This is a genomic window from Pseudomonas sp. GW821-FHT02H06, assembly GCF_059421525.1.
In genome coordinates this window covers 140,014-161,813 of record NZ_JBWKVD010000003.1, presented here as the reverse complement: position 1 = coordinate 161,813, position 21,800 = coordinate 140,014, and the positions used below count along the sequence as shown (strand labels likewise).

Sequence of the window (21,800 nt, the reverse complement as noted above, 5' to 3'; positions counted from 1 at the left end):
AGGATGTGCATCTATTTGGTGAGTGGCCGGGTTAATGAAATTCAAGGATCTACGGGATTTCGTGCAGCAGCTTGAGCAGCGCGGAGAGTTGAAACGCATTCAGGTGCCTATTTCCCCTGTACTGGAAATGACCGAAATCTGCGACCGGACCCTGCGCGCCAAGGGGCCAGCGCTGCTGTTCGAAAAGCCGACGGGTTTCGACATTCCGGTGCTCGGCAATCTGTTTGGCACGCCTGAGCGGGTGGCCATGGGCATGGGCGCCGAATCGGTGTCCGAGCTGCGGGAAATTGGCAAGCTGCTGGCCTTTCTTAAGGAGCCCGAGCCGCCCAAGGGCCTGAAAGACGCCTGGTCCAAGCTGCCCATCTTCAGAAAAGTCATCGCCATGGCGCCGAAAGTCGTCAAGGACGCCCCGTGTCAGGAGATCGTGATCGAAGGCGACGACGTCGACCTCGGCATGCTGCCGGTACAGACCTGCTGGCCCGGCGATGTGGGCCCGCTGATCACATGGGGCCTGACGGTCACTCGCGGGCCTAACAAGGAACGGCAGAATCTGGGCATCTACCGCCAGCAGGTGATCGGCCGCAACAAGGTGATCATGCGCTGGCTTAGCCACCGCGGCGGCGCGCTGGATTTCAAGGACTGGTGCGACAAACACCCGGGTCAACCATTCCCGGTCTCGGTGGCCTTGGGCGCAGATCCCGCTACTATCCTCGGCGCCGTGACGCCGGTGCCTGACAGCCTGTCCGAATACGCATTCGCCGGCCTGCTGCGTGGCAACCGTACCGAATTGATCAAGTGCCGTGGCAACGACCTCCAGGTCCCGGCCAGTGCAGAGATTGTCCTCGAAGGCGTGATTCATCCCGGCGAAATGGCCGATGAGGGTCCGTACGGCGACCACACCGGCTACTACAACGAGGTCGACAGCTTCCCCGTCTTCACGGTCGAGCGCATCACCCACCGCATCAAGCCGATTTACCACAGCACCTACACGGGTCGGCCGCCTGACGAGCCCGCCATTCTGGGCGTCGCGCTGAATGAAGTGTTCGTGCCGATCCTGCAGAAGCAGTTCCCCGAGATCGTCGACTTCTACCTGCCGCCCGAGGGTTGCTCGTACCGCATGGCGGTTGTGACGATCAAGAAACAGTATCCCGGCCATGCCAAGCGCGTGATGTTGGGCGTCTGGTCGTTTCTGCGACAGTTTATGTACACCAAGTTCGTTATCGTCACCGACGACGACATCAATGCCCGTGACTGGAATGACGTCATCTGGGCGATCACCACGCGCATGGACCCCAAGCGCGACACGGTGATGATCGACAACACGCCAATCGACTACCTCGATTTCGCCTCGCCGGTCTCCGGCCTGGGTTCGAAAATGGGGCTCGATGCCACGCATAAATGGCCGGGCGAAACCACCCGTGAATGGGGTCGCGCTATCGTCAAGGACGAAGCGGTGACCCGCCGGATCGATGAAATCTGGACTCAGCTGGGAATTGATTGATGCGTGTAACCTTGCAGCCATCGGGCGCAGTCATCGAGACATTGCCGGGCGAGCGGATCCTCGACGCCGCTCAGCGTCTGGGCTACGAATGCCCTCAGAGCTGTCGTAACGGCAATTGCCACATCTGTTCCGCGCTGCTGGTTGAAGGCAGCGTCGAGCAGGCCGGAGAAATCCGCAACCACGGCGAAATCTATACGTGCCTGGCGGTGCCGCAGGAAGACTGCGTCGTGCTGTGGGACAGTGTGCTGGCGCTCGGCGAGTTGCCGGTGCGCACGTTCGCCTGCCAGGTCAGCGAATGTGTGGAAGTCGGCGGCGATGTCTGGCGCGTGATGCTCCGTGCGCCTGCGGGCAAACCGCCGCGTTATCACGCTGGTCAGTACCTGATGATCCATCGGGACGATGGCGAGAAATCGGCATTTTCCATGGCCTCGGCGCCGGAGAGCGGGCGAGATCTGGAATTTCACGTGCTCGCCCGCGAGGCCAGTGCGCAAAATCTGATCAAACAGTTGCAGCGCGATGGCATGGCGCGAGTTGACCTGCCCTTCGGTGATACTCACTTGGGCGAACTGCCCGATGGCCCGCTGGTATTGATCGCGGCAGGCACCGGTATGGGGCAGATGCACAGCCTGATCGAGCATTGCCGCTCAAAAGGCTTTCCGTATCCGGTGCATGTGTATTGGGGAATGCGCCGTCCGGAAGATTTCTATCAGCTCAGGCATTGGGATGAATGGCAGACGCTGCCCAACCTTTTCCTGCACAGGGTCGTCAGTGATCTGTGCGGTTGGGAAGGGCGCTGCGGCATGCTGCACGAGGCGGTCTGCGAGGACTTCAGCGATCTGAAGTCGCTTTATGTGTACGCCAGCGGTTCACCGGCGATGGTCTATTCGACCCTTGATGCGCTGGTGCTGGCTGGCATGGATGCGCATCAGATGCGTGCCGATGTTTTCGCTTACGCGCCGAGGCCCTGAAGCGCAGCCACTCGCCGAGCTGGATGTGGACAGCGTATTGCATGGCTGTTTGTCAGATATCGGTTTTTCCGGCGTGACCCATGCGCCGGTGGCCGAGTCACAACGTCACACTGCCTGCGATGCCGTCTGATTGTTCATTCGTTGTTGCCAGACCCGTTTCATGAGTGTTCAGCGTTGCACCGGAGTCAGCCTTGCCGGTGGGGGGAACCAGATGGGGAATCAAATCAATATCCTGGCGGGAGCTGTCCATGACGGCCTGGGGTTGTCCTACCCGCCGGTCATCGATCTTGGGCCGAAGCTCACCCGAGAACAGCTGCTTGCCTCCATCCACGCCACGATGAGCCGTCACCAGGGCGGCCCGATCTGGTTGTTCGCGTACGGGTCATTGATCTGGCGGCCCGAGTGCAGCGCCGTCGAGCGTCAGCGCGGTCGGGTCCACGGTTATCATCGCGGCCTCTATCTCTGGTCCCATGAACATCGCGGCACCCCCGAGCAGCCGGGGCTGGTCTTCGGTCTGGATCGAGGCGGCTCCTGCAGCGGATTCGCGTACCGATTGCCCGAAGACAATATCGACGAATCGCTGCTGGCGTTGTGGCAGAGAGAAATGCCGTTCCCGTCCTACCGCCCACGCTGGCTCAACTGCCGACTTGAAGACGGCACCAAGGTGCAGGCTTTGGGATTTGTGCTGGAGCGGCATTTGCCCAGTTACGCCGGCAACCTGCCCGACAGCGTGCTCACCCAAGTGCTGGCCAACGCCAGCGGGCGATACGGGACCACGTGGGAATACGTCGAACAAACCATCCACGCACTGCGCACCCACGCCATGCCGGACCTGAGCCTGGAGGCGCGGTTCAAGCGGTGTAAGCCAGTGTTGTTGGCGATATAGCATCTGGTCACGATCTTCCGGTCAGGCTTGCGCGCAAGACGCTAGGCTGCATCGAAACCCCCTGAGGAGTTAATCATGAGTGCTCGGCTTTCTCCGCTTGTGTCGGAGTTCGAATCAGAAGAGCAGGCTGCGCGTTATGACGCGTGGCTCCGTGCAAAGGTGCAGGCTTCGGTAGACGATCCAAGACCTAACGTCGCGCATGATGAAGTCATGGCAAAACTGAAAGCGAGACTGGCCGCCAAGCGCGACAAGCGTAGCGATGATCGTTGAGTGGCGCCCGGAGGCAGTCGCCGATCTGTGGGAGATACTTGAGTATATTGATGAGCGAAATCCACAAGCGGCGGAAGAGCTTTATGCTGAAATTGAGAGAGCTACTTCAGCACTGCCCGAGCATCCTTACCTCTACCGCTTAGGTCGGGTGCTCAATACCCGCGAAATCATTGTCCATCCGAATTACGTGGCTATTCACCGACTAACGGATCGTATCGAGATACTGAGCGTCCTTCACGCTCGCCAGCAATACCCTTGAACAGACGTGGCTTGATCAGCGCACTGACCAAGCCTTTTCCGTTTGAGACTTAAGCCATTTCCTCTCGCGACTGGCTCGCCACCCGCGTATGGCGCAGCGTCGGCACCAGGAACGCTATCGCGAGGATGCAAGCGGACACCAGCAGCACGAAGCCGCCGTCCCAGCCGAAGTGGTCGACTGTGTAGCCCATCAGGGCGCTGGCGGCGACCGAACCACCGAGATACCCGAACAGGCCAGTGAATCCCGCTGCCGTGCCGGCTGCTTTCTTCGGTGCCAGCTCAAGGGCCTGCAAGCCGACCAGCATGACCGGGCCGTAGATCAGAAAGCCGATCGAGACCAGCGCAATCATGTCGACGGTGGGGTTGCCGGGCGGATTGAGCCAGTAGACCAGCGTCGCAACGGTCACCATTGCCATGAATACGATGCCGGTCAGGCCACGGTTGCCACGGAAGATCTTGTCGGACATCCATCCGCACAGCAGCGTGCCCGGAATACCTGCCCACTCATAGAAGAAGTACGCCCAGGACGTCTTATCGACGTCGAAGTGCTTGGCTTCTTTCAAATACGTTGGCGCCCAGTCCAGCACGCCGTAACGCAGCAGGTAAACGAACACGTTGGCCAGCGCGATGTACCAGAGCATTTTGTTGCGCAGGACGTATTTGACGAAGATCTCTTTGGCGGTGAATTCCTCTTCGTGGCTCGCGTCGTAGCCCTCCGGGTAGTCGTTCTTGTATTCCTCGACCGGCGGCAAGCCCACGGACTGCGGGGTATCACGCATGGTGACGAAGGCGAACAGAGCGACAAACAGGGCAACCGCCGCAGGCACATAAAATGCGGCGTGCCAGTCGTTGGTCCAGCCGAGTCCGAGCAGGAACAGCGGGCCGATCAAGCCGCCGCCGACGTTGTGCGCCACGTTCCACACCGACACGACGCCGCCACGTTCCTTCTGCGACCACCAGTGCACCATCGTGCGTCCGCTCGGCGGCCAGCCCATGCCCTGGGCCCATCCGTTGATGAACAGCAGAATGAACATGATCGTCACGCTGGACGTCGCCCAGGGTGCGAATCCGAACACGAACATCACCAGCGCGGAAATCACCAATCCGAAGGGCAGGAAGTAACGCGGGTTGGAGCGATCCGACACCAGCCCCATGAGGAACTTCGACAGGCCGTACGCAATGGCGATCGCCGAGATCGCCAGCCCCAGTTGACCGCGGGTATATCCCTCATCGATCAGGTAGGGCATGGCCAGCGAGAAGTTCTTGCGCAGCAAATAGTAGCCGGCGTAGCCGAAGAAGATGCCGGCGAAAATCTGCCAGCGAAGGCGGCGGTAGGTGGAGTCGACACGCTCCGCAGGCAGCGGAGCCTGATGCGCGGCAGGACGGAAAAAGGCAAACATCGGGACACTCCATTTATTTTTTTGTTATGCGAATCCGAATATTACATTTTCGTTACAGAAAATAGGAAGGCTTCTCATCGGATAAAAAGGGCGTAAATGCGGGGCGGGAGGGAATTCCTTTGCGAACATCGCGTTTGTGCAGTGCTGCGCGTAGGTGGGTTTCAATGCGTGGGACAGGTAAAGTGCGCGCTCATGGGCTCACGATTGGCAAACCGACATGCAGTCACCCCCGCTTGGGATTCGGAATCAAAAGATCATCATTCTGTGCCGCGATGTCGGCGGATACCTTGGCCGGCTCAGCCACTTTCTCGGCAAGTCGAACGACGTGGTGTTCATTGACCTGACCCAAGGCGGGAAGGAGCTGTCCTGGCTTCCGGGAAAGATGCGGCGATGGCTAAAAAAGTACCTGATCATTCGGCGTGCCAACGCTACGATCCGGGCAGCAGGGGATGTCGACGCATTGCTGGTGGTGAACCCGAGTCAGCTGGATCAGGGGCTGGTCCTGCAGGCACAGTCCGCCGCGCAGCTGACCATTGCGTATCTGTCAGACGGAATCGCACGGCTGTCCATGCCGCTCGATCAACTGGCGACCTTTGACAAGGTCTACACCTTCGACAGTGCCGATGCCCGCGAGTACCAGCTGCGCAAGCTCTACAACTACATCTACGAAGAGCACGCCGATTTCAAAACGACGTCCGACTTTAAGGCGTTCGTCGTGATGGGCGGCAAGCACCGCGTTGATGTGCTTGGCCGGGTGGCTCAAGCGTTTGAACAGCTGGGCTACACCAGCACCTGCAAATTCCTGGTGCAGAGCAAACCAGTGCCCGGAGCCAGTCCATTACTGACCTTCTTCCGCCAGCGCATGGACATCGATGAAACGGCCGAATACGTCAGGCGTTCGGAAATCCTGATCGACATCGTCCGGCCTGGCCACGCGGGTTTGAGCTTCCGTTTTTTTGAGGCGCTGCTCTACCGCAAGAAAATGATCACCAACAATCCATCGGTGGCGGATTACGACTTCTACGATCCGCGCAACATCCTGATCATCGACAGCGAGCACCCCGTGATCCCTGGCGCGTTCATTAACGGGGAATACGTGGACCCGCCCGAAGAAGTCGTGCAGCGGTACAGCATGGCCAGTTGGGCGAACGAGGTGTTCAGTCCGCCCCCGGCTAGCCCGCATCGGTCACCCGTTACCGAGTCTTAAGCTTTCGGCAGGATTGCTTTGGTGCTCGGCGATGCCTTGCGCAGGAACGGGTGCTCGATGCACCAGTACGTTGCGACGCTGATGCTGCTGGTCAGCAGGATGATCAACGGTAAGTACAGCGCGTAGCTGAGCGGGTCCGGCATTGCGAAGTCGTACGCGCCCAGCAGGCTGAACACGCTGTAGATGACGATGCCGTGCAGCAGGTAAATGCTGAAGCTCGCTTCGCCCAGAATCTTCAACCCTCGAATCTCTAGCACCCCGTGCAAGCTGTTGCCGAGTACGAACAGCGCAAATGGAATGCCGAGGATCAGCATTTGCAGCGTTGAGTACGATTTGAGCTTCAAGCAGATCAGCAGTATCGCGACCGCTACCAACGTGCAGCGTACGCCCGTGAAGTCGATTTTCCACTGGCGCATCCGGTCTTCAAAGACCGCCACCGCGATGCCGACAGCAAACAGTTTGATGAACCGGTTGTGAAAATGATGGTGGTACTCGCCCCACAGGCACGCCAGCGCAATCAGCGCGACCACGACGGCCATGCCGGGGAGCTTGCGTCGAAGCAGGCAATACAGCACCGGCAGCGACAGGTAGAAGACCGCTTCATAGAGCAGCGTCCACTGCACCGAGGCGTTGATACGCACGGTGTCCGGAAAACCACTGAGGGGGCTGCCGATGAAAATCACCCATCGCCCGAGCGCCTTGATCGTGTCCATGACCGGCGCACTGATGCCTGCGGACTGGTACAGCGCGATGGCCGTAATCAGCGCGACGCTGAAGAGGTACATCGGGAAGATTCGTCGTACCCGTGACGACAGAATCTGACGCCATTTTGGCTCGCTTCGGTAGATCTTCGCGGTAAACAGGTAACCGGTGATCATGAAAAACAACGACACCGGCACCGTGCCCATGTTGTTCAGCACGCGGCTGTCCGTGGTTTCCCAAACGCCGTTGACGTGCCAGTAATAACTGACCATGAAGTGGTGAACAATGACTGCGGTTGCGAGCACGCCTCGCAGCCCGTCCAGCGACGAAACGCGATGAAGCGCGTCTCTGGAGAGGATCGGCAGTCGCCGGGTGGCGAAGCAAAATATCGCGATCGACAGCGCGTACAACGTGATCAAAAGCAGAGTGACGGTCATCAACACGGGTCCGCAGTTCGTATGGGAGTCGATACCGAATGACTCGTGTTCGGTATGTATCGGCCGTGAAATATACGGAACCGTTCGAGCGGCGTCGCGGCTTGTTTAAGCATGACTCTGAAATTTGGGACTGGTCCTACGCAGCCTTGGGAAGTCATGAGCTATTGCCGCCGGAGAACAGCACACAAAATGCGCGCCAGCCTTTTGCACCCACGCAGGAGGTAGACGGGAGAAGCGCGCAGGTGATGGCAGTGATGAGCAAGTGGGTTTTATGGCTGATGTTCGCGGTATGTATCGGCGCCCATGCAGATGAGCACAGTGTGGAGTTTGATTACCGCAAGGCGCCTGCCTGGCCGTATTCGCTTTCAAAATCGGGAATATCCGGGTGGGTCGTCTACGACCTAGTGGCGCACCATGATGGACGGGTTTCCGAGCCTGATGTGCTGGACAGCTCGCATCCTCTGTTTTCCCTCGCCGTCGTAAAGGTGGTGCCAACGTGGCGCGTAAAACCCTGGGTCGTCAGTGAGCAGCGTCCGGCAGTCATTTCGCTGCGTCAGGAGCATTACTTCGTCCACCCGCGTGAAGGAAATGCCGCCGTGCCTTGGCTGCATCGGAGTCTGCGCCACCTGTCCTGCGCGAAATTCAACAAACGCTTCGAAGACTTCCAGCAGAACTCGTCTGATCTTGAACAGGTGGAGATGAGCGTGTTCCGGCACACCTACAGCGTGCTCGCGAGGGTGGCGACTTACAGAAAGCTGTCCGACGAGGACAGGTTCGCGCTGGGGGATGCGCTGGCAGATGCAGTTCCGGAGGTCATTCAGCGCTGCCGGGCGACTCCGGAACTGCGTTACAAGGACGTGTTGCCTGATCAAGTGAGGAGGATGCTGTGAGCCGTGCAGAGAACTGCGCAAAGTTCGCTCCGTTTCTTCAGAACAGGTGGATCCCGATACGCGCTACCTGACGCTAACCACCACCTTGCCCACCGCTTTCCTCTGCGCCAGCGATTCAATCGCTTCCCCGGCCTGCTCCAGCGGGTAAATCTTCGACACCAGCGGCTTCAACTTGCCTTCGCTGAACCAGGTGAACAGTTGCTGGAAATTCGCCGCATTGTCTTGCGGCTGGCGTTGGGCAAATGAGCCCCAAAACACGCCTACAACCGAGGCACCTTTCAACAGCGCGAGATTGACCGGCAGTTCGGGAATACGACCACTGGCGAAGCCGACGACCAGCAATCGGCCGTTCCAGGCGATGCCGCGAACGGCTTGATCAAAAAGGTCACCGCCCACAGGGTCATAGATCACATCGACGCCATTGCCGTTGGTGAGGCGTTTGATTTCATCCTTCAGATTGCTTTCGCTGTAATTGATCAACTCGTCGGCGCCGGCGGTTTTGGCGACCTCCAGCTTTTCTGCGCTGCTGGCGGCGGCGATCACGCGAGCGCCCATGGCTTTGCCGATCTCAACCGCGGCGAGGCCGACGCCCCCCGATGCGCCGAGGACGAGGAGCGTTTCGCCTGCCTGCAGATTGGCGCGCTGTTTAAGGGCGTGCATGGAGGTGCCGTACGTCATGCTGAAAGCAGCAGCGGTGGTGAAGTCCATCGTTTCGGGGATGGGCAGGACGTTGTAACCGGCCACGGCGATCTGTTCGGCGAAGCTGCCCCAGCCGGTCAGCGCCATCACTCGGTCACCGACACGAACATGGCTGACCTTTTCGCCGACAGCCGTCACGACGCCCGACGCTTCACCTCCGGGCGAAAACGGAAAAGGCGGCTTGAACTGGTATTTGCCTTCGATAATCAGCGTGTCCGGGAAGTTGACCCCGGCAGCGTGCACGTCCAGAAGAATCTCGTTTTTCTTCGGCTCCGGGCTGGGGATTTCCTCCAACACCAGATCTGCAGCGGGACCGAAGGCTTTACACAGCACGGCTTTCATCGAGGGCTATTCCTTTTTCGGGGATGGCCGATAAGTACAGGTAGCGAGGTTGTGGGGTCAATGAGCATGGCCCGGCCTGATAGGCGTGCATAAGCTGAAGTAAGCTATGCGGCAAAACGGATTGAGGAGCGGACTGTGAAAGCGTGGATTGTTATGTTGATGGCATTGTCGATGCCTGTTGTAGCGCTGGCCGAAGAGGGCGGCGAGAAAGAAGATCCGAACAAGGTTTCCTACGTGGCGTTGACGCCACCTTTCGTGGGCAACTACGCGCTGGACGGTAGCCCGAAGCTGCACGTCTACAAGGCCGACGTCGCCTTGCGCGTGACCGGCGCCGAAGCGCAGAAACTGGTGAAGCAGAACGAGCCGCTGATTCGCAACCAGTTGGTGGCGTTGTTCACTCAGCAAACGGTCGACAGCATGGGCAACGTCGATGCCAAGGAAAAACTGCGTCAGGAAGCGCTGAAGCAGACCCAGCAGGTATTGACCCAGGAAACCGGCAAGCCCGTCGTTGATGACCTGCTGTTCAATAACTTTATCGCCCAGTAAATCGCGGCATTCTGAACTCAGCGCAGGCCCAGTACGGCGGCCCATTGTTCGTCCGTCACTGGCATGACGGACAAGCGGCTGCCTTTCTGCACCAGTGGCAATTGCTCAAGGGCAGCTTGCTGCTTCAGAAATCCCAGTCCCAGCACCTTCGGAAATGCCTCGACGAAAGCCACGTCAAGGGCGCTCCAGGGATTTTTCTCCTCGGTGGCTTTGGCATCGAAGTAGTGGCTTTTCTCGTCCATCGCGGTGGGATCGGGGTACGCGGACTTAACGATTTCTCCAATGCCGGCGATCCCGGGCTCGGGGCAGCTGGAATGGTAGAAAAAGAACTGATCACCCACGGCCATCGCGCGTAGAAAGTTCCGCGCCTGATAGTTGCGGACACCGTCCCAGCGTGTCTGACCGAGCTTTTTAAGCCCGCTGATCGAGAGCTCGTCGGGCTCGGATTTCATCAGCCAATAGGCCATTTACAAGGCTCCTGAACAGGTGTTGGGAAAGTTGTCCTACGTTTTGATGACAACCCGACAGTCGGCTGGCGTCAGTATTTGCGTGTTGCGTCACGTTGCCGCAGAATGCCGGCATTTTAAGGGCTGCACGATCTGGCAGCCTGTTTAACCGCTATCGATTTTAGATTCTGATTCGTTACAAAGGGGACGATGAATGCGACGCAAGCCGGATGTACTGTGGGTTTTGGCAATTTTGTTCGGCTTGGGAATCGTCACCACCGGTTACGCGCAAAGTCTGTGGGCCGCAAAGGCAGACGCGCCGGTTGAAATCACTCAGCAACAGCAGCCATTGTCCCGCCGCTAAACCGCTTTCGCAGCGCGCTTTCCTCTCAGGAGCGCGCCTTGCTGACAATTCACCCCGCCACATACCAGCGCTTATCCGTCACCGTTCCTGCCAACGGAACATCCCAACTGGCGACCGCCAGCTTCGCGACTTTCTGACACTCATGGGCCAGTCCCAGCAGCACCGGCTTGCGCCAGGTTTTACGACGCGCGCGATAAGCCAGACTGCGGTCGTAAAAGCCGCCCCCCATGCCAAGACGTCCGCCTTGCGGATCGAATCCCACGAGCGGCATCAACACCAGGTCCAGTGTCCAGATCTTGCGCTGTCGCTTGGCATTGATGCGCGGCTCCGGGATACGGAACCGGTTCGGCTTGAACTTCTCCCCTGGATGCACGCGCTGGAACACCATTTTCGTTCGCGGCCAGGCGCTCAGCACTGGCAGGTAGGTGGCCTTGCCGCGTTTTTGAGCGGCACGAAGCAGCAGGCGCGGGTCGATCTCACCGTCCATCGGAAGATAGAGAGAAACGTGCCGGGCGCGGCGAAACAGAGGGTTTTGCGCAAGTTGACGGTACACACCCTGCGCCGCCTGTCGCTGTTCTGCCGGGCTGAGCGCGCGACGATTATGGCGAAGCAGCCGACGCAACTGTGGGCGAGTGAGGCTTGAAGGATCTGGGAGGGGAGCGGCGCCGGATGAGGTCATGCTGGCGGGTCCGTAAGGCTTTGGAAGGTGATGTCGTGTAATCAGGCAGATTCACGATGCCCACCGCCAGACGGGACGCCTGGCGATGGGTAGAAGGTTCGAGACTCCCCGACGAACCGCTGTCGGTGTAGCCCTTGAACCCGAAAGTTCAAGGTGGAGATTGCAGGAGGTTTTAAGGCTTTCCGTCGAGCGGACATGCACACCAACCCCAACGTGCAACCCCCGTGGTTGTGCGTATCGGCTCAGGGACATGACCGACTGGCAAGCACTCCAGGGAGCGGTCGCAAGTATACCGAATCATGTCCGAACAATCAGCCTTGTGCTTTATCCGAATCCGTGGCAAGGACCAGGTCTACACGGTCCAGCAAATCGCGAACCTGCTCGCTATTGGCACCATTTGTCTGGGCCTTTGCGGGTGGCAGTTCCTGTTTGTGCAGAAGGTCATGGGTAATGTTCAGTGCGGCCATCACCGCAATACGGTCGGCGCCGATGACTTTGCCGCTGCTGCGGATCTCGCGCATTTTGCCGTCCAGATAACGCGCGGCGCTGACCAGATTGGTGCGCTCCTCTTGCGGGCAGATGATCGAATATTCTTTGTCGAGGATTTGCACGGTGATGCTGTTGCCATTACTCATGAGTCTTGCTCCAGGGCCTTGAGGCGCGAAATCATGGACTCGACCTTTTGCCGGGCGATTTCGTTTTTTTCAATGAGTTGAGCGCGTTCCTCGCGCCAGGATTTTTCCTGAGCTAATAGGAGTCCGTTTTGACTTTTTAGTTGCTCGACACGATTGATCAATAACTCCAGTCGAGCCATCAGCGCTTGCAGGTCGTTGTCTTCCATTGTTTTCCACTGATTACTTTCAGATGAGTGGTGCAGGCGCTGGCGTCTGGATTCGCCCCGGACATCGCCTGATAGCTTGGGCGCGTCTGCCGGTGCTACGATACAAGGCCTTCATTCTAGACATTGCGCCGCCTGGCGCCTAGTTGCCCATGCCTATTCAGAATTCCCCGTACAACGGCTTCGCCACCCTCCTTACCAGCAGTGGTCATCACGTATCGCCTGCCGAATTGCACGGCCTTTTGCTCGGTCGCAGTTGCGCCGGCGCAGGCTTTGATGCTGAGGAGTGGCTGACCGACGCTCACCTGCTGCTGGAAACAGAGCCTGACGACAAAGTGCGCCAGGCCCTGATCGGCCTGCAGGCAATGGTCAAAAGCGAACTGACCGGCGACGACATGACCGTCGTGTTGCTGTTGCCCGGCGATGATGAGCCTCTGGCTACGCGCACCGCCGCCATGGCCCAGTGGTGCCAGGGTTTCCTCAGCGGCTTTGCCCGGGTCGGTGGTCAGTCGCTCAGCGATGATGCCAGGGACGTGCTGCAAGATCTGGCTGCCATCGCTCAGGTCCACGATGCGCTCGACGAGTCCGAAGACGGCGAGAGCGACTACATGGAAGTGATGGAATACCTGCGCGTTGCGCCGTTGCTGCTGTTCACCGAGTTCAACCAGAAAACCGACGCCGAAGACGAAGCCAAGCCGTCTTTGCACTGACAGCGCGTCATCGCTGCTTCGGCCATGCCGCCCTTGCGCAGCGGTGGCCGAAGCGCACCTCCCGGAGTACCGCACTTGCCCATGATTCATATCCCGAAAGCCGAATATGCCCGCCGCCGCAAGGCGTTGATGGAGCAGATGGAGCCCAACAGCATCGCCATTCTGCCAGCGGCGGCTGTGGCCATTCGGAACCGGGACGTTGAACATGTGTACCGCCAGGACAGCGACTTTCAGTACCTGAGCGGCTTCCCCGAGCCCGAAGCGGTGATCGTGCTGATCCCCGGCCGCGAGTACGGTGAGTACGTCCTTTTCTGTCGCGAGCGCAATCCCGAGCGCGAGCTGTGGGACGGCCTGCGCGCGGGTCAGGACGGCGCGATGCGCGAGTACGGCGCCGACGATGCCTTCCCGATCACCGACATCGACGACATCCTGCCCGGGCTCATCGAGGGTCGCGATCGGGTGTATTCGTCCATGGGCAGTAATCCTGAATTCGACCGACATGTGATGGAGTGGATCAATGTCATCCGCTCCAAGGCGCATCTGGGTGCGCAGCCGCCGAAAGAATTCGTTGCGCTGGATCACCTGCTCCACGACATGCGCCTGTATAAATCGGCGGCCGAAGTGAAAGTGATGCGTGAGGCCGCGCAGATCTCGGCCCGGGCCCACGTGCGGGCGATGCAAGCCAGTCGCGCCGGGCTCTACGAGTTCAGCCTGGAAGCGGAGCTGGATTACGAATTCCGCAAGGGCGGCGCCAAGATGCCGGCCTATGGCTCCATCGTCGCGTCGGGGCGCAACGCCTGCATCCTGCATTATCAGGAGAACGATGCGCTGCTCAGAGACGGCGATCTGGTGCTGATCGATGCCGGTTGCGAGATCGACTGCTACGCCAGTGACATCACCCGTACCTTCCCGGTCAGCGGCAAATTCTCCGCCGAACAGAAAGCGATTTACGAGGTGGTGCTCAAATCCCAGGAAGCGGCGTTTGCGGCGATCAAACCCGGCAATCACTGGAATCAGGCTCACGAGGCGACGGTTCGGGTTATCACCGAAGGCCTGGTAGAACTTGGGCTGCTGCGAGGCGCGGTGGATGAACTGATTGCCGCCGAAGCGTACAAAGCTTTCTACATGCACCGTGCCGGACACTGGCTGGGCATGGACGTGCACGATGTCGGCGAATACAAGGTCGGCGGCGAGTGGCGCGTGCTGGAGGCCGGGATGGCGCTGACGGTCGAGCCCGGCATTTATGTGTCCCCGGACAATCAGACCGTTGCCAAGAAGTGGCGCGGGATTGGCGTGCGAATCGAGGATGACGTCGTGGTGACCAAAAAAGGCTGTGAAATCCTGACGGGCGACGTGCCAAAAACCGTTGCCGACATTGAGGCCCTGATGGCCGCTGCGCGAACCCAAGCCGCATGAGCCGCTTTAATCTGGCCATCGTCGGCGGCGGGCTGGTCGGCGCAAGCCTCGCTCTCGCCCTGCAAGCCGGGGCGAAGGCGCGGGGCTGGAAAATTGTCCTGATCGAGCCGTTTGCGCCTGGCGACACGTACCAGCCCAGCTATGACGCGCGCTCTTCGGCGCTGTCTTTCGGCGCGCGGCAGATCTACGAGCGCCTGGGCCTGTGGCAGCAGATCAGCCGCCGCGCCGAGCCGATTCTCAAAATTCACGTTTCCGACAAAGGCCGGTTCGGCGCTGCGCACCTGTCTTCGATGGAGGAAGGCGTTCCGGCCCTGGGCTATGTGGTTGAAAACGCCTGGCTTGGCCAATGCCTGTGGCAGGCGCTGGACAAGGACGTGATCAGTTGGCGGGTGCCGGCTGAGGTCACGCACATGCAGGCGCTGCCCGATGGCTACCAACTGACCCTGAACGACGAAACTCAGCTCACTTGCGATCTGGCGGTGCTGGCCGACGGCGGCCGCTCCAGCCTGCGCGAGCAGTTGGGCATTGCCGTGCGGAACACGCCGTACGATCAGAGCGCCCTCATTGCCAACATCACGCCGGGAGATCCACACGGTGGTGAGGCCTTCGAGCGGTTTACCGAAAATGGCCCCATGGCGTTGTTGCCGCTTCCGGACAACCGCTGCGCACTGGTCTGGACGCGCACCGGCAATGACGTTCAACGGCTGATGGCGCTGGACGACCGACGCTTTCTGGAAGAACTGCAGGGCGTCTTTGGCTACCGTTTGGGTGCGCTGAAACAAGTGGGTGCGCGGCATAGCTATCCGCTGGCGTTGATCGAGGCCGAAGAGCAGATCCGCTCCCATCTGGTGGTGCTCGGCAACGCGGCCCACAGTCTTCATCCAATTGCGGGGCAGGGCTTCAACCTGTCGCTGCGTGATGCGGCCTCCCTGGCCGAATCACTGCTCGCCAGCGAAGCACCGCTGGGCGAGCTGTCGACGCTGCAGGCCTACCGCGAGCGCCAGCGCGTTGATCAAAAACTGACCGTCGGCTTTTCGGATCAAGTCACCCGGCTGTTCAGCAGTCAGCAATCCCTCGTCACGGCAGGCCGCAACTTGGGCCTCCTGGGCCTGGATCTGCTGCCGTCCGCCAAGAGCTGGTTCGCCCGTCAGGCCATGGGCCTGGGAACGCGAAGCGATGTCTGAACACTCCATTCATTCGTGGCCTTCGCCACAACCGAGAACGATTTAAAGCATGGAAACGCGCGCAGATCTGCTGATTGTCGGGGCCGGAATGGTGGGGAGCGCGCTTGCACTGGCGCTGCGCGACAGTGGGCTGAACATCCTCGTGGTGGATGGTGGTCCTCTGACGGTCAAGCCGTTCGTGGCCGACGCGCCGTTCGAGGCGCGGGTCAGCGCGCTGTCCATCGCCAGTCAGCGCATTCTCGAGCGGCTAGGCGTCTGGGACGGCATCGTTGCGCGGCGAGTCAGCCCCTACAGCGACATGCACGTGTGGGATGGCAGCGGCACGGGCAAGGTGCATTTTTCTGCCTCCAGCGTTCACGCCGAAGTGCTTGGGCATATCGTTGAAAACCGCGTGGTGCAGGATGCGCTGGTCGAACGCTTGCATGACAGCAACATCGGTTTGCTGGCCGATGCGCGTCTGGAGCAGATGCGTCACTCCGGCGATGACTGGCTGCTGACCCTGTCCGACGGCCGCACATTGCGCGCGCCGCTGGTAGTCGCGGCCGATGGCGCCAACTCGACCGTGCGGCGCATGACGGGCACCGCGACGCGGGAATGGGACTACCTGCATCACGCCATTGTGACGAGCGTGCGCACGGCGGACTCCCACCGCAAAACCGCCTGGCAGCGCTTTACTGACGACGGCCCGCTGGCCTTTTTGCCGCTGGACCGAGAGGGTGAGCATTGGTGCTCCATCGTCTGGTCGGTGACACCGGAGCAATCCGAGCGGTTGATGAAGCTCGATGACGAACGCTTCTGCCGTGAGCTGGAGAATGCGTTCGAAGGCTGTCTCGGGCAGGTGATCTCGGCTGATTCGCGGGTTTGCGTCCCGCTGCGGCAACGCCATGCCAAGCGTTATGTGGCGCCGGGCCTTGCGCTGATCGGCGATGCCGCGCACACCATTCATCCATTGGCGGGGCAGGGCGTCAACCTGGGCTTTCTCGACGCAGCCGTGCTCGCCGAAGTGCTGCGCGGTGCGGTCGGGCGCGGAGAGCGTCTGGCCGATGAGCGTGTGTTGAGCCGTTACGAGCGTCGGCGCATGCCGCATAACCTGGCGTTGATGGCGGCGATGGAAGGCTTCGAGCGGCTGTTCCAGGCCGATGCGCTGCCGGTTCGTTTGCTGCGCAATGCCGGGCTGAAGATGGTCGATCATTCGGCAGAAGCCAAAGCATTGTTCGTGCGTCAGGCGTTGGGGCTGACCGGGGACCTCCCCGAGTTGGCGAAGCTCTGACGGCACAGCGCTTTCTGTCCGCGCGCTTCACTGTGGGACCGGCTTAGCTGGGAAAGCGCCATTTGCTACGCGGGGAATCTGATGGCGTTGAAGCCGGCCTCTTCCCGGCTGACGCCGGTCCCACTGAAACCGCGCGCGTTCAGAGGGTTCACCGCCGGCACTCCGCAACATCCGGTAACGGCTCAATCCTGACTTCGGTTGAGATGGTAGATGCGATTCACTACCATTTCGCCTCGTTTTTCCCCTCTCTCGAATCAGGAGAACCTGCATGCAGGCGAGCAAGCGTCTTTTGGCTGCCCTGGCATTAACCGTGCTCGGCAGCACCGCCCAGGCCGCAGATGAAGTGGTGGTGTATTCCTCCCGAATCGATGAGCTGATCAAACCGGTGTTCGATGCCTACACCGCCAAGACCGGTGTGAAGGTCAAGTTCATCACCGACAAGGAAGCCCCGCTGATGCAGCGCATCAAGGCCGAGGGCCAGAACGCAACGGCTGACCTGCTGCTCACCGTCGACGCAGGCAACCTCTGGCAAGCGGAACAGATGGGTATCCTGCAGCCGTTCACTTCGCCGGTCATCGACGCGAATATTCCCCCGCAATACCGCTCTTCCACTCACAGTTGGACCGGCCTGAGCCTGCGCGCGCGGACCATCGCCTACTCCACCGATCGCGTCAAACCTGAAGAACTCACCACCTACGAAGCGCTGGCCGACAAACAGTGGGAAGGACGTCTTTGCCTGCGTACCGCCAAGAAGGTCTACAACCAGTCGCTGACCGCCACGCTGATCGAAACCCACGGCGCCGAGGCGTCTGAAAAGATTCTCAGGGGCTGGGTGAACAACCTCTCGACGGACGTGTTTTCCGATGACATCGCGGTGCTGGAAGCCATCAATGCCGGCCAATGCGACGTCGGCATCGTCAATACTTACTACTACGGTCGCTTGCACAAGGACAATCCGGACCTTGCCGTGCGCTTGTTCTGGCCCAATCAGTCGGATCGCGGCGTGCACGTCAATCTTTCCGGCATTGGCCTGACCAAGTACGCGCCCCATGCCGACGCCGCCAAGGCGTTGGTGGAATGGATGACGGGCCCCGAAGCCCAGACGATATTCGCCGGCACCAACCAGGAATTCCCGGCCAACCCGAAAGTCGCACCGTCCGAAGAAGTGGCGAGCTGGGGCGCATTCAAGGCGGACACAATCCCGGTTGAAGTGGCCGGTCGGCGGCAGGCCGAGGCGATTCGCATGATGGACCGTGCTGGCTGGAACTGATCTCTCGCAAAAGAAGCCCGGATTAACGCCGGTTTTGCATTTTGGTGAAGATCCTGTGGGAGTGAGCTTGCTCACGAAGATGGCATTTCAATCGCTGGAGATCTAGCGGATGTGCCGGCCTCTTCGCGAGCAAGGTGGAGCGCCACCCCGGTCGCTCCCCCCAAGGGCTTCGGCAACCCGCAACTCTCCATGAGTAACCCCTTTGGCCCACTCCCCCCAGCGTCGCTGGTACCCCCTGGTTTTCACCATCGCCGCGCTGGTGCTGCTGCCGTTGAGCGTGCTGCTGTTCTCCTGGCAAACCGTCGACCAGCAGATCTGGTCCCACCTCTGGGAAACCCAGATGCCACGGTTGCTTGGCAATACCCTGACGCTGGTGCTCGGCGTCGGGCTGGGCGTTACGGTCTTGGGCGTGAGTCTCGCGTGGCTGACGGCGCTGTGTGAGTTCCCGGGGCGGCGCTGGCTCGACTGGGCGCTGATGCTGCCGTTTGCCATCCCGGCGTATGTGCTGGCGTTTGTCTTTGTGGGATTGCTGGATTTCGCAGGTCCGGTGCAGACGCTGTTGCGCGAGTGGTTCGGCTCCGGCCTGCGTCTGCCGCGAGTGCGCTCGACCGGTGGCGTGATCATCGTGCTGGTGCTGGTGTTTTACCCCTACGTCTATCTGTTGGCGCGCACGGCATTCCTGGCGCAGGGCAAAGGCCTGATGGAGGCCGCCCGCATTTTGGGGCAGTCGCCGTGGCAAGCGTTCTGGCGCGTGGCATTGCCCATGGCGCGGCCGGCGATCGGTGCCGGTGTCGCGTTGGCGTTGATGGAAACACTGGCGGATTTCGGCGCGGTGTCGGTGTTCAATTTCGACACCTTCACCACCGCCATCTACAAAACCTGGTACGGCTTCTTCAGCCTGTCGAGCGCGGCGCAACTGGCGAGCCTGCTGCTGTTGGCCGTCATGGTCCTGCTGTACGGCGAGCATCGCGCACGGGGGGCTAGCCGACCGAGCAACGAGCGTCCGAGGGTCAATGCGCTGTATCACCTGCGCGGCCTGAAAGCCGCCGCCGCCAGCACATGGTGTGGGCTGGTGTTCGCCTGCGCGTTTGTGGTGCCACTGCTGCAGTTGATTGTCTGGGTCTGGCAGCGCGGGCGTTTCGACCTCGACGAGCGCTACGCCGGGTTGATCCTGCACACGCTTTATCTGGGCGGCATCGCTGCGCTGGTCACGGTGTGCGTCGCGGTGATTCTCGTGTTTGCCCGGCGTCTCGCCCCCACTCGCGCCATCCGCTCGGGCGTCAGCCTCGCCAACATCGGCTACGCGCTGCCCGGCTCTGTGCTGGCGGTGTCGATCATGTTGGCGTTCAGTTATCTCGACCGGGAACTGGTCGTGCCCTTATCCACCTGGATGGGCGGTGCTGGCCGGCCGCTTTTGCTGGGCAGCCTGGGCGCGCTCGTGCTTGCGTACCTGGTGCGCTTCATTGCGGTCGCCTACGGGCCGCTCGAGAACAGCCTGTCGCGCATTCGCCCGTCATTGCCCGAAGCCGCTCGCAGTCTGGGGGTCAGTGGGCCACGATTGTTTTTCAGGATTTATCTGCCGCTGCTCATACCCGGCACGTTGAGCGCTGCGCTGCTGGTCTTCGTCGACGTCCTCAAGGAAATGCCCGCCACGCTGCTCATGCGCCCGTTTGGCTGGGACACGCTGGCCGTGCGCATCTTTGAAATGACCAGCGAAGGCGAGTGGGCGCGTGCGGCTCTGCCTGCACTGACATTGGTGCTGGTCGGGCTGCTTCCGGTCATCGGTTTGATCAGACGTTCGGCTAAGCCGATTGGTTAGGTGCGGGGTCCCAACCTTGCGGCTACAATGCGCCGCAATCGACTCGGTCTGTCAGACAATTCCACAAATTAGCAACGGCTCCAAACCCCAATTCACGGGGGATTTGCGGGATTGCCAGTGACCGCGTCTTCGCCACGCCCGGAAGGAGAAACCCATGGGACAGCGTACGCCCCTCTTTGACCTGCACCTCGCGCTCGGCGCGAAGCTGGTCGATTTTGGTGGTTGGGACATGCCCTTGCACTACGGATCGCAGGTCGAGGAGCACCATCAGGTGCGCCGGGATTGCGGGATTTTCGACGTGTCGCACATGCATGTGCTCGATGTATCCGGCAGCCAGGCCAAGCCTTGGCTGCAACATCTGCTGGCCAACGACGTCGGCAGGTTGCAACAGACCGGGCAGGCGCTTTACAGCGCGATGCTCGACACCCACGGCGGTATCGTCGACGACATGATCGTCTACCTGACCGACGAGGGTTATCGACTGGTGGTCAACGCCGCCACCGGCGACAAGGATCTGGCCTGGATGAACGCCAACCTTGCCGGCTACGACGTGCGCGTCAGGCATCGCTCGGAGCTGGCCATGCTCGCCATTCAGGGGCCAAACGCCCGGCAGAAGATCGGCGAACTGGTCAATCAGGAACGCACCGCGCTCATCCACACCCTCAGACCCTTCGAAGGCCAGCAGGAAGGCGGCTGGTTCATTGCCCGCACAGGTTATACCGGTGAAGACGGCCTGGAGATCATCCTGCCCGCCACCGAAGCCTGCAGTTTTTTCAACGACATGGTCGGTGCCGGCATCTCGCCTATCGGTCTGGGCGCCCGCGATACGCTGCGGCTGGAAGCGGGCATGAATCTGTACGGTCAGGAAATCGACGAGCAGGTTTCGCCGCTGGTCTCCAACATGGCCTGGACGGTCGCGTGGACGCCTGAAGACCGAACGTTCATCGGGCGTGCAGCACTCGAAGCAGAGCGCGCGCGAGGCATCTCCTCAAGACTTGTAGGGCTGGTCCTCGAAGAGCGGGGCGTTTTACGCGCTCATCAGGTCGTCCGAATAGCGGAAGTTGGCGAAGGAGAGATCACCAGTGGTAGTTTCTCTCCTACGCTAAGCAAGTCGATCGCGCTGGCGCGAGTGCCGATGGCCACCGCTGACCGTGCCGAGGTGGAAATCCGGGGCAAGTGGTACCCGGTCCGAGTGGTTCGACCCGCATTCGTGCGTCACGGCAAGGCCCTGATATAACCCTGATTTGAAAGCCATCCCTGGCGGGTTTTTCCGCTGACCTGATGAAGTAGAGAGGATAAGAACATGAGCACTATTCCCGCCGGACTGCGTTTTGCCGAGAGCCACGAGTGGGCGAAGCAAGAGGGTGATCTGATCGTTGTCGGTATTTCCGATCATGCGCAGGAAGCGCTGGGTGACGTGGTGTTCGTCGAGCTGCCTGAGGTGGGTAAGGTTTTCGCTGCCCCAGGTGATCAGGCCGGTGTCGTCGAGTCGGTAAAGGCTGCGTCTGACATCTACTCGCCCGTGGCGGGCGAAGTCGTCGAGGTCAACGAGGCACTGGCTGATGGCCCAGAGGCATTGAACGAGGCGCCATACGCGTCGTGGATTTTCAAGGTCAAGCCAGCCAATACCGCGGACCTGGGCAAGCTGCTTGATGCAGCCGGCTACAAGGCACTGATCGGCGAATAAGCCCATCGGTC

General features: G+C 60.4%; 23 protein-coding genes and 1 other RNA gene. 16 read left to right on the top strand and 8 right to left on the bottom strand.

Going from position 1 to position 21,800, the window contains the following annotated elements; genetic code table 11:
- Window positions 1-34 precede the first annotated feature (34 nt).
- The 5 genes from ubiD to AC07VF_RS06720 all read left to right on the top strand — a co-directional run bounded on the left by ubiD (window position 35) and on the right by AC07VF_RS06720 (window position 3,884).
- A complete protein-coding gene (gene ubiD, locus AC07VF_RS06740) occupies window positions 35-1,501 on the top strand; it encodes a 4-hydroxy-3-polyprenylbenzoate decarboxylase (protein ID WP_122534102.1) in 1,467 nt (488 codons plus the stop codon).
- Window positions 1,501-2,469: a CDP-6-deoxy-delta-3,4-glucoseen reductase gene (locus AC07VF_RS06735; protein ID WP_346628103.1), complete on the top strand. Its 969-nt coding sequence runs from the start codon at window positions 1,501-1,503 to the stop codon at window positions 2,467-2,469. The genes ubiD and AC07VF_RS06735 overlap by 1 nt, the downstream gene beginning before the upstream one ends.
- Before the next feature lie 211 nt (window positions 2,470-2,680).
- The gene (locus tag AC07VF_RS06730; protein ID WP_495008385.1) at window positions 2,681-3,355 is read left to right on the top strand and encodes a gamma-glutamylcyclotransferase; all 675 of its coding nucleotides are present in this window, start codon (window positions 2,681-2,683) and stop codon (window positions 3,353-3,355) included.
- 75 nt (window positions 3,356-3,430) lie between these two features.
- A complete protein-coding gene (gene relB, locus AC07VF_RS06725; RefSeq protein WP_282365821.1) occupies window positions 3,431-3,625 on the top strand; it encodes a type II toxin-antitoxin system RelB family antitoxin in 195 nt (64 codons plus the stop codon).
- A complete protein-coding gene (locus AC07VF_RS06720) occupies window positions 3,615-3,884 on the top strand; it encodes a type II toxin-antitoxin system RelE/ParE family toxin (RefSeq protein ID WP_495008386.1) in 270 nt (89 codons plus the stop codon). Before relB ends, AC07VF_RS06720 begins: the two co-directional genes overlap by 11 nt.
- A gap of 49 nt (window positions 3,885-3,933) precedes the next feature.
- Here the strand turns inward: AC07VF_RS06720 and glpT are convergent, their stop codons facing one another.
- Window positions 3,934-5,283 carry a glycerol-3-phosphate transporter gene (gene glpT / locus AC07VF_RS06715; RefSeq protein ID WP_282365818.1) on the bottom strand — a complete coding sequence of 450 codons (1,350 nt, stop codon included), beginning with the start codon at window positions 5,281-5,283 and terminating at the stop codon, window positions 3,934-3,936.
- A 217-nt stretch (window positions 5,284-5,500) separates the two neighbouring features.
- Here glpT and AC07VF_RS06710 point away from each other — a divergent pair, with 217 nt between their 5' ends.
- On the top strand, window positions 5,501-6,490 hold the full coding sequence (locus tag AC07VF_RS06710; RefSeq protein ID WP_495008387.1) for a WaaS/CpsH family glycosyltransferase: 990 nt from the start codon (window positions 5,501-5,503) through the stop codon (window positions 6,488-6,490).
- Here the strand turns inward: AC07VF_RS06710 and AC07VF_RS06705 are convergent.
- Window positions 6,487-7,629 carry an acyltransferase family protein gene (locus AC07VF_RS06705; protein WP_192171370.1) on the bottom strand — a complete coding sequence of 381 codons (1,143 nt, stop codon included), beginning with the start codon at window positions 7,627-7,629 and terminating at the stop codon, window positions 6,487-6,489. The genes AC07VF_RS06710 and AC07VF_RS06705 overlap by 4 nt on opposite strands.
- A 65-nt stretch (window positions 7,630-7,694) precedes the next feature.
- Between AC07VF_RS06705 and AC07VF_RS06700 the strand changes: the two genes are divergently transcribed.
- A complete protein-coding gene (locus AC07VF_RS06700) occupies window positions 7,695-8,519 on the top strand; it encodes an energy transducer TonB (RefSeq protein WP_495008388.1) in 825 nt (274 codons plus the stop codon).
- Between the two features lie 63 nt (window positions 8,520-8,582).
- On the opposite strand, the gene AC07VF_RS06695 is transcribed toward AC07VF_RS06700, so the two are convergent.
- Window positions 8,583-9,560 carry an NADPH:quinone oxidoreductase family protein gene (locus AC07VF_RS06695; protein WP_423571912.1) on the bottom strand — a complete coding sequence of 326 codons (978 nt, stop codon included), beginning with the start codon at window positions 9,558-9,560 and terminating at the stop codon, window positions 8,583-8,585.
- Window positions 9,561-9,695: 135 nt separating this feature from the next.
- Between AC07VF_RS06695 and AC07VF_RS06690 the strand changes: the two genes are divergently transcribed.
- Complete coding sequence (locus AC07VF_RS06690) at window positions 9,696-10,106, top strand: flagellar basal body-associated protein FliL (RefSeq protein ID WP_192171367.1); 411 nt, start codon at window positions 9,696-9,698, stop codon at window positions 10,104-10,106.
- Window positions 10,107-10,123: 17 nt separating this feature from the next.
- On the opposite strand, the gene AC07VF_RS06685 is transcribed toward AC07VF_RS06690, so the two are convergent.
- The 5 genes from AC07VF_RS06685 to AC07VF_RS06665 all read right to left on the bottom strand — a co-directional run bounded on the left by AC07VF_RS06685 (window position 10,124) and on the right by AC07VF_RS06665 (window position 12,436).
- The gene (locus AC07VF_RS06685; protein ID WP_423571910.1) at window positions 10,124-10,573 is read right to left on the bottom strand and encodes an EVE domain-containing protein; all 450 of its coding nucleotides are present in this window, start codon (window positions 10,571-10,573) and stop codon (window positions 10,124-10,126) included.
- Window positions 10,574-10,965: 392 nt separating this feature from the next.
- The gene (locus AC07VF_RS06680; RefSeq protein WP_346628096.1) at window positions 10,966-11,595 is read right to left on the bottom strand and encodes a 5-formyltetrahydrofolate cyclo-ligase; all 630 of its coding nucleotides are present in this window, start codon (window positions 11,593-11,595) and stop codon (window positions 10,966-10,968) included.
- 101 nt (window positions 11,596-11,696) lie between these two features.
- Window positions 11,697-11,875: non-coding RNA, 6S RNA (gene ssrS, locus AC07VF_RS06675), on the bottom strand.
- Window positions 11,876-11,906: 31 nt separating this feature from the next.
- Complete coding sequence (locus AC07VF_RS06670) at window positions 11,907-12,230, bottom strand: cell division protein ZapA (RefSeq protein ID WP_282365809.1); 324 nt, start codon at window positions 12,228-12,230, stop codon at window positions 11,907-11,909.
- A complete protein-coding gene (locus AC07VF_RS06665) occupies window positions 12,227-12,436 on the bottom strand; it encodes a TIGR02449 family protein (RefSeq protein ID WP_037016503.1) in 210 nt (69 codons plus the stop codon). Before AC07VF_RS06665 ends, AC07VF_RS06670 begins: the two co-directional genes overlap by 4 nt.
- Before the next feature lie 149 nt (window positions 12,437-12,585).
- Between AC07VF_RS06665 and AC07VF_RS06660 the strand changes: the two genes are divergently transcribed.
- The 8 genes from AC07VF_RS06660 (at window position 12,586) to gcvH (ending at window position 21,789) form a co-directional block, all read left to right on the top strand.
- On the top strand, window positions 12,586-13,143 hold the full coding sequence (locus AC07VF_RS06660) for a YecA/YgfB family protein (protein ID WP_192171362.1): 558 nt from the start codon (window positions 12,586-12,588) through the stop codon (window positions 13,141-13,143).
- A gap of 81 nt (window positions 13,144-13,224) precedes the next feature.
- The gene (gene pepP, locus AC07VF_RS06655) at window positions 13,225-14,559 is read left to right on the top strand and encodes a Xaa-Pro aminopeptidase (protein ID WP_369305153.1); all 1,335 of its coding nucleotides are present in this window, start codon (window positions 13,225-13,227) and stop codon (window positions 14,557-14,559) included.
- Window positions 14,556-15,743 carry a 2-octaprenyl-6-methoxyphenyl hydroxylase gene (ubiH, locus tag AC07VF_RS06650; protein ID WP_282365801.1) on the top strand — a complete coding sequence of 396 codons (1,188 nt, stop codon included), beginning with the start codon at window positions 14,556-14,558 and terminating at the stop codon, window positions 15,741-15,743. The genes pepP and ubiH overlap by 4 nt, the downstream gene beginning before the upstream one ends.
- Before the next feature lie 49 nt (window positions 15,744-15,792).
- Window positions 15,793-17,013, top strand: coding sequence for a 2-octaprenyl-3-methyl-6-methoxy-1,4-benzoquinol hydroxylase (locus tag AC07VF_RS06645; RefSeq protein ID WP_192171360.1), 1,221 nt, complete (start codon window positions 15,793-15,795; stop codon window positions 17,011-17,013).
- Window positions 17,014-17,281: 268 nt separating this feature from the next.
- Complete coding sequence (locus tag AC07VF_RS06640; RefSeq protein ID WP_192171359.1) at window positions 17,282-18,283, top strand: extracellular solute-binding protein; 1,002 nt, start codon at window positions 17,282-17,284, stop codon at window positions 18,281-18,283.
- Window positions 18,284-18,485: 202 nt separating this feature from the next.
- The gene (locus AC07VF_RS06635) at window positions 18,486-20,102 is read left to right on the top strand and encodes an ABC transporter permease (RefSeq protein WP_495008389.1); all 1,617 of its coding nucleotides are present in this window, start codon (window positions 18,486-18,488) and stop codon (window positions 20,100-20,102) included.
- A gap of 154 nt (window positions 20,103-20,256) precedes the next feature.
- A complete protein-coding gene (gcvT, locus tag AC07VF_RS06630; protein ID WP_192171357.1) occupies window positions 20,257-21,339 on the top strand; it encodes a glycine cleavage system aminomethyltransferase GcvT in 1,083 nt (360 codons plus the stop codon).
- A 66-nt stretch (window positions 21,340-21,405) separates the two neighbouring features.
- Complete coding sequence (gcvH, locus tag AC07VF_RS06625) at window positions 21,406-21,789, top strand: glycine cleavage system protein GcvH (protein ID WP_495008390.1); 384 nt, start codon at window positions 21,406-21,408, stop codon at window positions 21,787-21,789.
- The last annotated feature ends 11 nt before the right edge of the window (window positions 21,790-21,800 follow it).

What these genes read in the sequence shown, in the direction of transcription:
- ubiD (WP_122534102.1), top strand. Translation starts at nt 35, where the DNA reads ATGAAATTCAAGGATCTACGGGATTTCGTGCAGCAGCTTGAGCAGCGC.
- AC07VF_RS06735 (WP_346628103.1), top strand. Translation starts at nt 1,501, where the DNA reads ATGCGTGTAACCTTGCAGCCATCGGGCGCAGTCATCGAGACATTGCCG.
- AC07VF_RS06730 (WP_495008385.1), top strand. Translation starts at nt 2,681, where the DNA reads ATGGGGAATCAAATCAATATCCTGGCGGGAGCTGTCCATGACGGCCTG.
- relB (WP_282365821.1), top strand. Translation starts at nt 3,431, where the DNA reads ATGAGTGCTCGGCTTTCTCCGCTTGTGTCGGAGTTCGAATCAGAAGAG.
- AC07VF_RS06720 (WP_495008386.1), top strand. Translation starts at nt 3,615, where the DNA reads ATGATCGTTGAGTGGCGCCCGGAGGCAGTCGCCGATCTGTGGGAGATA.
- glpT (WP_282365818.1), bottom strand. Translation starts at nt 5,283, where the DNA reads ATGTTTGCCTTTTTCCGTCCTGCCGCGCATCAGGCTCCGCTGCCTGCG.
- AC07VF_RS06710 (WP_495008387.1), top strand. Translation starts at nt 5,501, where the DNA reads ATGCAGTCACCCCCGCTTGGGATTCGGAATCAAAAGATCATCATTCTG.
- AC07VF_RS06705 (WP_192171370.1), bottom strand. Translation starts at nt 7,629, where the DNA reads ATGACCGTCACTCTGCTTTTGATCACGTTGTACGCGCTGTCGATCGCG.
- AC07VF_RS06695 (WP_423571912.1), bottom strand. Translation starts at nt 9,560, where the DNA reads ATGAAAGCCGTGCTGTGTAAAGCCTTCGGTCCCGCTGCAGATCTGGTG.
- AC07VF_RS06685 (WP_423571910.1), bottom strand. Translation starts at nt 10,573, where the DNA reads ATGGCCTATTGGCTGATGAAATCCGAGCCCGACGAGCTCTCGATCAGC.
- AC07VF_RS06680 (WP_346628096.1), bottom strand. Translation starts at nt 11,595, where the DNA reads ATGACCTCATCCGGCGCCGCTCCCCTCCCAGATCCTTCAAGCCTCACT.
- AC07VF_RS06670 (WP_282365809.1), bottom strand. Translation starts at nt 12,230, where the DNA reads ATGAGTAATGGCAACAGCATCACCGTGCAAATCCTCGACAAAGAATAT.
- AC07VF_RS06665 (WP_037016503.1), bottom strand. Translation starts at nt 12,436, where the DNA reads ATGGAAGACAACGACCTGCAAGCGCTGATGGCTCGACTGGAGTTATTG.
- AC07VF_RS06660 (WP_192171362.1), top strand. Translation starts at nt 12,586, where the DNA reads ATGCCTATTCAGAATTCCCCGTACAACGGCTTCGCCACCCTCCTTACC.
- pepP (WP_369305153.1), top strand. Translation starts at nt 13,225, where the DNA reads ATGATTCATATCCCGAAAGCCGAATATGCCCGCCGCCGCAAGGCGTTG.
- ubiH (WP_282365801.1), top strand. Translation starts at nt 14,556, where the DNA reads ATGAGCCGCTTTAATCTGGCCATCGTCGGCGGCGGGCTGGTCGGCGCA.
- AC07VF_RS06645 (WP_192171360.1), top strand. Translation starts at nt 15,793, where the DNA reads ATGGAAACGCGCGCAGATCTGCTGATTGTCGGGGCCGGAATGGTGGGG.
- AC07VF_RS06640 (WP_192171359.1), top strand. Translation starts at nt 17,282, where the DNA reads ATGCAGGCGAGCAAGCGTCTTTTGGCTGCCCTGGCATTAACCGTGCTC.
- gcvT (WP_192171357.1), top strand. Translation starts at nt 20,257, where the DNA reads ATGGGACAGCGTACGCCCCTCTTTGACCTGCACCTCGCGCTCGGCGCG.
- gcvH (WP_495008390.1), top strand. Translation starts at nt 21,406, where the DNA reads ATGAGCACTATTCCCGCCGGACTGCGTTTTGCCGAGAGCCACGAGTGG.